General features: G+C 41.8%; 5 protein-coding genes. 1 reads left to right on the plus strand and 4 read right to left on the minus strand.

Annotated features, from left to right (window positions below; all coding sequences use genetic code 11):
• The first annotated feature begins 382 nt into the window (after positions 1-382).
• Complete coding sequence (locus ABYK33_RS11460) at positions 383-1,711, plus strand: dicarboxylate/amino acid:cation symporter (RefSeq protein WP_373033357.1); 1,329 nt, start codon at positions 383-385, stop codon at positions 1,709-1,711.
• On the opposite strand, the gene ABYK33_RS11465 is transcribed toward ABYK33_RS11460, so the two are convergent.
• From ABYK33_RS11465 to trpA, 4 genes are all read right to left on the minus strand, one after another.
• A complete protein-coding gene (locus tag ABYK33_RS11465) occupies positions 1,708-3,228 on the minus strand; it encodes a hypothetical protein (RefSeq protein WP_373033358.1) in 1,521 nt (506 codons plus the stop codon). The genes ABYK33_RS11460 and ABYK33_RS11465 overlap by 4 nt on opposite strands.
• A complete protein-coding gene (locus tag ABYK33_RS11470; protein WP_373033360.1) occupies positions 3,225-6,638 on the minus strand; it encodes a BadF/BadG/BcrA/BcrD ATPase family protein in 3,414 nt (1,137 codons plus the stop codon). The genes ABYK33_RS11465 and ABYK33_RS11470 overlap by 4 nt, the downstream gene beginning before the upstream one ends.
• Entirely contained in the window at positions 6,616-7,428 is an 813-nt protein-coding gene (gene lgt, locus ABYK33_RS11475; RefSeq protein ID WP_373033361.1) for a prolipoprotein diacylglyceryl transferase, read from the minus strand. The genes ABYK33_RS11470 and lgt overlap by 23 nt, the downstream gene beginning before the upstream one ends.
• Before the next feature lie 100 nt (positions 7,429-7,528).
• Positions 7,529-8,278, minus strand: a complete 750-nt coding sequence (trpA, locus tag ABYK33_RS11480) for a tryptophan synthase subunit alpha (RefSeq protein ID WP_373033362.1) — start codon at positions 8,276-8,278, stop codon at positions 7,529-7,531.
• Positions 8,279-8,466: the final 188 nt, after the last annotated feature.

Consider the following 8,466-nt stretch of genomic DNA (forward strand, 5'->3'; position numbering starts at 1 on the left):
ATTCTCACACCCTGGCATAGCTTCCAGGGAGCATAGTCATCAGATGTGATACTTCAAAATCCGGTTAAGATGACACTCACCGGCGAAGCAGTCCTCCGCGTTAGCGGGGTTAATGACTTACGCTACTGCGTAAGCTGGACGGTAATCTGTATTGTTTGCGTTTAAATGCGTGTGGGCCGCGTAACGGAATTGCCCAGTCCGACATGCACATAGCCCCGACTACTCCAGTCGAAACCAAGTCATCCCCATATCTGAAAGATGGTGGATAATAACAGTTTTTGGTTACTTTGTCAATAGGGTGGGAAAAGCGTGTTTTTTGTTATAATGCAATAATCAATAAAGTACCTATAGTTGGGCAAGACAGAATAAGAGGAAAATGAGTATGACACTTACACAAAAAGTACTATGGGCGATGTTCCTGGGGATCATCGTTGGACTGGTTATCAATATTGGTGGCTGGAACAGTGAAGGCAGCTTTGTTCAAGAGTATGTTGTGGGCGGTATTTTCTACATCATAGGAAAGATGTTCATTACCGCACTGAAAATGCTAGTGGTACCTTTGGTCTTCTTCTCTCTTATCTCTGGTGTACTAGGTATCGGAGATGTGAGAAAGTTAGGAAGCGTAGGGGTAAAATCATTTGCCCTTTATATGTTAACGACTGCTATAGCTATCGCTACGGCTATAGGTTTGGCGATTATCGTGGCCCCTGGTTCGGGGGCAAATGGTACGACTGACACAACGTTTACAGGGAAAGAAGCACCGCCTCTTTCAGATGTATTCATTAACATTGTCCCTGACAATGTCATTGACGCTTTTGCTTCTGGGAATATGTTACAGATCATATTCTTCTCTATTTTGTTGGGTATCTCACTTTTGATGGTAGGAAAAAAAGCACAAAACATTGCAGAAGGCATAGAAGTGCTAAATGAAGCGATGATGCATATGGTAAATATCATTATGTCCGTGGCTCCTATTGCTGTGTTTGCATTGCTTGCCAAAGCTATCTCCGAACTTGGCTTGGACCTTCTTATCAGTTTGGCCGGATATGTATTGGTTCTTGTGGCGGCACTTTTATTGCACCTTTTTGGAACGTTGATGTTTCTCCTCAAACTTTTTTCTGGATTAAGTCCTAAAATGTTTTTACAAAAGATACGGGATGCCCAAGTTTTTGCTTTTTCTACAGCAAGTTCCAATGCAACGATACCAGTTACACTAAGAACCGTTACAAAACGTATGGGTGTGGATAACTCGGTGGCTTCATTCACTGTACCTTTTGGTGCGACGATCAATATGGATGGTACGGCTATTATGCAGGGGGTTGCTACGGTGTTTATAGCAAATGTCTATGGAGTTGAACTAGGGATGAGTGGCTATTTGACGGTAATACTTATGTCTGTACTGGCTTCCATTGGAACAGCTGGTGTACCTGGTGTAGGGCTCATTATGCTTTCTATGGTCTTCGTACAGGTAGGGCTTCCCGTAGAAGGCATAGGGCTCATTTTGGGTGTTGACAGACTGCTTGACATGGTACGTACTTCTGTCAATGTTACTGGAGATGCTGTCGTGACTTGCGTCGTGGCAAAGAGTGAAAAAGAGTTCGATATGTCTGTATTTAAAGATCCTGAAGCAGGGGAAGTAGAAGAGCTGGATATCGATGAAACTGAAGAAGAAGAACTGGCTGAAATTATCCGCAAGACAGAAGAGGGTTAAAGCCCTCTTTCTTTTAAACTTGCTACCAATTGTGAAGCGGTACCCGCTTTTTCACTTTTAGGCTGATAGAGATAGTTATGTATCTTCTCTGGTATCTCTTCTGGCATCATTAAATTTTCGAACTCCTCTTTTGCTGATTGTTTTGCTTTAAATAATGCCATCTGTACGCGAGAGTAAAAGTTTGCTGCCCCTTCACCTGATGTTTCTATGGCAAGGAAATTGGCTTCAGGGAAACGGCTTGTCACAAGTGACTGTACCCCATCAGAGACTGAAGAAGAAGGCATGCATCCAAAAGGTTTGACAGAGATGACAAGGTGGGAAATGTTCTCTTTGACAGATTCTATGAGGTGTGCTACTTCCAAATGTCCCTCTCCACCGTCACAGTCCAGTGTATAATATTCCTGTCCTAGAAGAGCCAGTTTATCCATGTCAGGTATCTCATAGTCATGTAATCCTATTACTTTTGCATAGAGGTTAAAGTGGCCTTGTATAGCTAGCTTACCGGCTTTTATGAGTACACGTGTTTTGACAGAGGAGAAGTCTACCTTTTTTGCACCTTCTACCTTTAAATGTTCTTTTTTATGTAATGCACGTTCCGCTTCCCAGAGATTTAAGAGCAAACGATTGATGATAGGCTGCGGAATACACTCTGCACCCTCAGACTCTAAAAACCTATGTAGGTTGTAGTTTCCGTCACCTTCTGTCATAGCAGCCCAAAATTCACCCATGACCATGACCTTGGCTTTAGGTTGTAAACGGTCAAGCTTTACTTTTTCTAAAACGCCACGGCATTTCCACAATGTGGTTAAGAGACTCTTTTTTTCTAAAAATGCTTCAGAAACAAGATCTTCACATTTTTTCATGGCGGTATCTACACTGCCTGTTTCCACTTCATACGGACGAATTTTATAGCCAAGTATGTTCATGATATCACCGATGATCACAGACTTGGTCAGTGTGATGAAAAACGTAGGGGTAAAGTTTAAGATCCCATCATCGATCTCATCTCCCTGAAAGATACCTTTGTCATGATCAAAAGAGGTGATCCTTAATCCTTCAAAACCGGCATCTCTTAAAGCTTTTTTGTATTCGGTGATGTACATGCCAAAACGGCAAGGCCCACACCCTCCCGCAGTAATGTAGACGTATTTTCGTACGATCTCTTCAGAGCTCAGTCCCTTTTCATCACGAAGGTTCTGTAGATATTTGACTAGGTTACCAACAGTAAAATAAGTAGGGTTACACTGGCCTCTATTCCCATAGGCTTTACCTTTTTGGAAAGATTCAAAATTGGGGTTAGGCATGGAAATATAGTTTTCACCCATAGAGCGCAAAGCAGCTTGTATAAGCTTGTCTTGTAGGATGGTTAATCCACCTGAAAGCAGGATAGTCTCTTCTTTTGATGCATACTGTATAGGTTCGTCAGGTACATCTCTCCATTGTGTTCCATTTGTATGAAGATAGGCTAAGGTCTCATTGTTCTCCTGGGATTTGATACTACTGCATTTGGCATTCATATTGTTAACTCCTCTAATTCTTGACTGTGACGTGTTTTTTGTGTATCTATCTGTTTTTTTGTCAGCGTTTTTTGATACTGGTTTAAAGTATAGGCAAAGGTTTTGACACGTATTTTGATGGAACCACCAGGTTTGTTGGCATCTATGTCATGTAGGGTGAGATGCGGCGTACGGCTTGCACCCAGAATCTTATCTATGATCGCATAGGTGGGTGCATCGTGTCCACATTTGAAACTGGAGAGGTCAAGTACGGCAAGGTTAGGATGGCGTGCTGCAAATTTGGCTGCCCAGACTTTTTGTGCAGAGTTGGTAGAAAAATTCTCTGCCCATACATCACGTATGTCATAAGGTGATTCAATATATTTAGAATCAACATCTTCTTTAAAATAATCCATCAGATACGCTTCATCTTTTGGGATGGCACGCATAGAGAGCGTTTTAAATCCTAGAGACTGAAATTCATCGAGTACTTCATGGTTGAGTCCCGGATCTGAATGGTAAGGACGGCCCAGTAGCAAGATGACTATTTCATCATTGGCAACGGCTTCATCTAAAATGGCACGTCCTTCTTTCATAATGTCCGCATCATTTTTATCTAACGCTTTCCATGCCTGGTCTACTGCCCAGTTATTTTCATCTTCTGTGATGCGCAGTTTGCTTCCCCAGGTCTGAAAAAGCTGTTTCTTCAGTAAGTCACGGTTATCAAAATTGAGTGCATCTTCTACGTAGTCTATGCTTTTCTCTTTAAATAGATCCTTCTCTTTGGTAAACGCAGAATAGACTACTTTGGGTGTACCGGAGATGATAGGACAAGAAGTTTGCCCCATGGTATGTTTGACATAGCCAGGCAGTTGAGTCACAGCAGGGAACCACATGTGATCAAAGTGCTTCTTGGCAAACTTTTTATCGTACATGAGAGAGTAGACATGAGACTGGGCTACTTTTGCTGGATAACATGAGTCTACGGAACCATATTTTGCACCCTCTAGGAACATGTCTTCATTTGAAAAACCTGAAAACTGTATGTTCATAGACCTAAGATCAAGCGCTTCGAGGTAGGTACGTAAAAATGGAGCAAGCGAGTAAATGTTCAGTACTTTTGGTATGGCTATTTTTACGTTTTGTCTATATGTTTTATTTTGTTCATTACTGACTTTAAAGTCTCTACTTACTTCTTTTCGCAGTGTTGGACCCCAGCCACCCAGTGTCACTTTAACCTGTTGTTCTTTGATCTGTGTGGAAGCAGTAGGTTTCGTTTCCAGATCATAGGTAGGAGCAAAGAGGGACATAGACTCTTTTTTTACAAGGTTAGGTGTATTTTGCTGTAAGTCTTTTCTGCTCTCTTTAAGTATTTTGAGTGCTTCGTGCGACTCTACAGTTCCTTCTTCACAGGAGAACCCTGCAATGTAACGTACGCTGTCCGAAGAAGGTGTTCGTGTGTCTATAAAGGTACGGGAACAATTGATACTGCAAAAGTGACAACGTGTGCTCTCATCGGTTTTAGATGTGTAGGTCATCTGCAGTGCTTCTTGCATACCGACAAAGGTAGCATAACCTCTTTGTTGTACCACATCTTTGGCTTCTATGGCTGCACCATAAGCACCTGCTTCTCCTGGATGAGGGTGTACATCCACTCTGGCATGAGGCACTTTGTCTTTAATGTAATCTATTTGTGCCTTGAGTGCTGCCTGATTGTATTGGGTACCGCCTTGCAATACAAAGTGATCTCCAAAAGCAGCTAAATTAGGGGCCTGGACCACATATTGCCAGACATTTTTAGGTAAGACTTTAGCGATACCGGCAAAGAGTTCTTCTTTGCTGTAGCCTTCTTTTTGAAAGTTTACTCTGTCAGTATCTAGGAATACTGCACAACCATAGTTAAAAAGTGGGGCTTGCTTGGCTTCAAATGCTGTCTCTGCATACTCTTCTACGGGTACACCAAACTGTTTTGCCATACTCTGAAGCAAAGTACCGTTACCAGCAGAGCACTGGTTGGAGAGGCGGAAGTTCTTCATCATGCCATTTTCCATAAAAAGCACTTTGATGTCCTGGCCTCCGATGTCACAGATAACGTTGATACTTTCTCCAAAGGCTTTTTGGGCACTTTTCATGTGAGCGATAGTTTCTATGATGTTCGCATCTGCATTCAGCGCACCACCCAATACATCAGCGGCATAACCTGTTACACCTAAACCTTGAATATCATAGTAGTGGTCTGGGTCTTCTGCCTGTATCTTTTGAAGTAACTCCAAAGTGTCTTCTATGGGGTTCCCTTTGGAGAGTTGATAAACTTTTAAAAGCAATGCTCCACTTTCATCACATAAGACAGCTTTAGAAGAGGTAGAACCTCCGTCTATACCTAAAAAACAGGTAGTTTTTTTTGTCAGTAAAGGAGGCACAAAATCTTTTATAGTGTAGGCATCTTTAAAGGCTTGTAGCTCTTCAGGACTGGAAACAAGTGGGGCATCGTTGTTGTCATTTTGAGTCATTCCACCGGTGTCGACAAGGGTTTTAAGCTGTATGAGTCCAGTAAATGGTTTGTCATTGTTTGCTTCACCCTCACCGAAGATGACCGCACCCAGTGCAGCATAATACTGGGCATTGTCAGGTACGATGATAAGTTCATCTATCTTATTTTTGTCGTATGCTACACTACGATCATCCCAGAGTTCAGAAATACGTATCCTCCAGCATTCTTGCAGAAATGGCAGGTACGTATTGGGCCCTCCAAGCAGTAAAACTTTAGGCATGAGGGTATTTCCTCGTGTCAGTACGGTCAGGTTTTGCATGACGATAGCATCTGCCAAAGAGTTCATGATTTCATGAGAAGGTACAGAGGTTTTGACCAGGTTCACAATGTCTGTTTCCGCGAATACCCCGCATTTTGCTGCAACATGGTGGAGTTTATCTGTTTCAAAAGTGAGTTTTTGTATATCATCACTCTCCATACCCACTTTCATGGTACATTTTTCGATGGTTGCGCCTGTACCTGAAGCACATTTGTCATTCATGGAGGTAAGAACAGACTTTTTACCATCTTCACTCTCTTTGAAGTGGATGATCTTCGCATCCTGTCCACCCAACTCTACCACGGCTCTTACATCAGGATGCATGTGTTCTACGGCAATGACAACCGCATTCACTTCCTGAACAAAACGTGCATTAATGGTTGGCGCTATACGTGATGCTCCGGAACCTGTAATATAGACTTTGTCTATTTTGTTATAAGCTTCCGGATGTGCAAGGGAGAGTTCTTCAAGGAGTCTTAAAAGGGTTGGCGCCTGTTTGGTATCATGTGCCGTATAGGCTTTTTCGACAATGTGAAAGCTTTCATCACAAAGTACGTACTTAACGGTAGTTGAACCTATGTCAATACCCAATGCGTACTTAACTATGAGAGGCTTTGTCATGTTTTGTATCCTTAGAAGCACTTTTAAATGCCCATATTATCCATACGATACCCAATATTATATAAGGTATGCTTAACATTTGCCCTGTCGTGAAAGGAAGATCAGTCGTGTATGCGGCCTGTCTTGTTTTGGTATATTCTAAAAAGAAACGTGCAGTAAATAGTGTGACTAAAAATACACCAGGGAGTATCTTTGTAGCAAAGGCAGGAGTGACTTTACGGTAGACAGCTACTAAAAGAACTAAAATGATGAGGTAGGAAAATGCTTCATAGAGCTGTACAGGATGTCTGGGGACCATGTCAACTTTTGCAAAGATGATGGCCCAGGGTTTGTCGCTTGGAAGTCCAAGTATCTCAGAGTTAAAAAGATTACCAAAACGTACGAAAGCGGCTGTCAGTGCACCGGGGATAGCCACACGAGAGAGTAACCACATATAGGGTGTGTTATGGCGTTTTGCAAATATATACAGTGCGATGAGAACTCCTGCCAGTCCACCATGACTTGCCAGTCCGCCTTTCCACACTTTGAGGATCTCTAAAGGATTGGACAAGTAATAATCAGGCTCATAAAAAAGACAATGCACCAAACGTGATCCAAGCACAGCTCCGACCATGACATAAATAAGCAGTGCATCAAGTACTGCAGGGTCTTTACCTTCTCGTTTGTATATCTTGGTTAAGATCATCAGTCCAAGAAAGAATGAACCCACAAAAAGCAGGCCATACCAACGAAGTTGTAAAGGACCTAATTCTAAGATATTTGGATTGACATTCCAGATAAAGTGTTCCATATGTTGTAAGCCTTTTTGTAATTAAGAGTATTATACTCTAATTTCTTTAATGGTATTTATGATGCATGGGAGGGGTGTACAGATGGGAGAAAGAGAAGGTCTAGCTGTTGATCTTCTCTTTGATCTCTTTGGCAATGGCAGAAATTTTAGTGATCTTCTGTGCATCACTTAAACTCTCATCTAAAAGTACTTTCACAAAAGCAGAACCAACGATAACACCATCTACACCTTTGGCTTTGTCTTTGGCTGTATTCTGATCTACACCGAATCCTACATAGACAGGGGTATCTGTGAACGCTTTGATATCTGTGATAATAGGCTGAAGGTTTTCACTCTGTCCAGAACCCGTGATACCTGCATAAGCTACAAGGTAGATGAATTTCTTCGCATCGGTGACAATTTGCTCTATACGTGCTTTACTGTCTGTAGGTGCAATGAAATCTATAAGGCTCAGGCCAGCAGCTTCTATAGCTGGTTTATATGGTCTTGCTTCTTCAAAAGGAAGGTCGGGGATGATGAAACCGTTTACGCCAGCTTTGTTTGCCTCAGTGATGAAAGTATCTAATCCTTTATGGTAAAAAGGATTGAAGTAACCCATCCATAAGGTATCTATATGAGGAGCTATCTTTGCAGAAGCTTCAAACAAATGGTCAAGTTTAAAACCGTTTTCCAAGGCTTTCAGGTTTGCTTTTTCTATGACGGGACCATCGGCAACAGGATCAGAAAAAGGCATACCAAGTTCAAGTGTATCCACACCTGCTTCAGCTAAAGCCAAGGCAGCATCAACTGTAAACTCCAATGAAGGGAAACCGGTAGTAATATATGCAACTAAATTTTTACGATTCGGCATTTAGTGCCTCCCTGCATTCAATTTTAATTTTTATCAATATGGACTCTTTTATGACAATATGTAATATATTTTTGTTATTATACATTTTTTAGATAAAATGAGACACGTTAAGGAGAGAAGAGAGTTTTCTTCTCTTTAGTGTCGGAACCGAAGCGGTCGTAGTGAAGTAAAGCCGTGTAGAAAATACC

This window comes from Sulfurovum sp., from assembly GCF_041562805.1.
Lineage (GTDB): Bacteria > Campylobacterota > Campylobacteria > Campylobacterales > Sulfurovaceae > Sulfurovum.